The sequence below is a fragment of the Ideonella azotifigens genome (assembly GCF_006519715.1).
GTDB lineage: Bacteria > Pseudomonadota > Gammaproteobacteria > Burkholderiales > Burkholderiaceae_C > Ideonella > Ideonella azotifigens.
Window position 1 is genome coordinate 1 of sequence record NZ_VIDT01001010.1, and the last position, 1,491, is coordinate 1,491.

Annotated in this window: 1 protein-coding gene and 1 pseudogene; one reads left to right on the forward strand and one right to left on the reverse strand. The window is 68.2% G+C overall.

Annotation, left to right across the window (positions count from 1 at the left end; translation table 11 throughout):
* On the reverse strand, positions 1-940 hold a 940-nt coding region (locus tag FKP22_RS34175; protein ID WP_233447022.1), incomplete at its 3' end, for a transglutaminase-like domain-containing protein.
* 331 nt (positions 941-1,271) lie between these two features.
* On the opposite strand from FKP22_RS34175, the pseudogene FKP22_RS34180 reads away from it, so the two are divergent.
* Positions 1,272-1,491 (forward strand): annotated as a pseudogene (locus FKP22_RS34180) (hypothetical protein); the annotation flags it as partial.

Below are 1,491 nucleotides of genomic sequence, written 5' to 3' on the forward strand. Positions count from 1 at the left end.
GGACGAGCTGGCCGGTGTCGCGCGCGTCCAGCCCCAGCTTGTCCATCAGCTGGAACTGCTGCTGCTTGCCGTAGCCCAGCACCCACTGGTTCCAGCGGTTGTCCATGGACTCGAAGAACTGGCGCAGTTGCAGTCGCAGGTCGGGGCTGACCGCTTCGAGCGTGCCGGCGACAAGGCCTTGCGGCACTTCCAGCGCGCGGCTGCGCTGGATGCGGTCGGGGGCGACGGCGGAGGTCGGGTCGGCCCGCAGCCAGCCTCGGCCTTGCTGCCAGTATTCGGCCCAGGCATGGGCATGGCTCTGGCGCACGATCCAGTAGCCGTCCGCCTCGGTTTCGTCGGTGCCCTGGTAGCCGGTGACGATGCGGGCCGGGATGCCCATCGCCCGCATGATCACCGTGAAGGCGCTGGCGTAGTGCTCGCAAAAACCCAGCTTGCGGTCCAGCCAGAACTCGTCCACCGGATCCTTGTCGTAGGTGCCCGGCTCCAGCGTGTAGGTGTACTGGCTCGAGCGGATGTGGCGCAGCACGGCGGTGGCCAGCGCGGTGGCGTCGGCGTTCTGCAGCTCGGGCTGGGCATGCAGGGACTGGGCCCAGGCAACAGGTGCAGCGGGTGGGTCCGCACGTTCCACCTGCCGCAGCACCTCGATGAAGGCTTCCAGCTGCAGCGGTTGTGCCAGCCGTTTCACGGGCTCGAACTCGGCCGGCATCGTGCGCACATGCTCGGGCACGGGGCCGACCCACACGCCAATGGCAGCAACTGCCTCGGTTGGCACCGGCTCGCCCGCCGGCACGAACACCAGCTCTGCCGCAGGCAACTCGCCCAGCTGCCAGCTGTCGCGGGTCTGCTGGCTGGCGAAGTTCAGGAACAGGCGGATGGTCGAAGCATCGATGCTTCTCAACCCGTGGCTGGCCACGTGCCTGGTACGACGGGGGGGCGACATTGCCGGTGGTTCCTGTCCGTGCGCTGCCCAGGAGCCGGCGGCGGCAGTCTTCTCGAAGTGGAGCGGTGGATGATAGGCAGCGGCCTTCGTTGGGCGCTGCCTGTGGTTCGACCACGATGCCCAATACCGTGATTGAGTTGACGTTGTCGTGGCCCGAACGAAACGTGAACGGATTGTGTATTCCCGTGCTGCGCAACGCGCAGTAGGCAGCCCCTGCGGCATAGGGCTTGACGGATCGCTTCGCCGCAGCGTGGATACTTCGACGATGCAGCTACCGAAGACCTTGTCCGCAGACATGCGGGCCGCGCGGGCACCCATTCGCGGGTGGCTCGTGACCGGCCTGTGCCTGGGCGCCATCAGTGCCTTGATGACCTCGCCGGCCATGGGGGCCCCGCCACCGCCACCGCCACCGCCCTCGCTTCCAGCCACCGTGCTTGCGCCAGCTGCGCCAGACGTCCAGACCTGGCCCGGCACCATCGCGCTGGAGGTGGACGCCACCGACCTTGCGCACCGCCTGCTGAAGGTGAGCCAGCGCCTGCCCATCGCGCCCG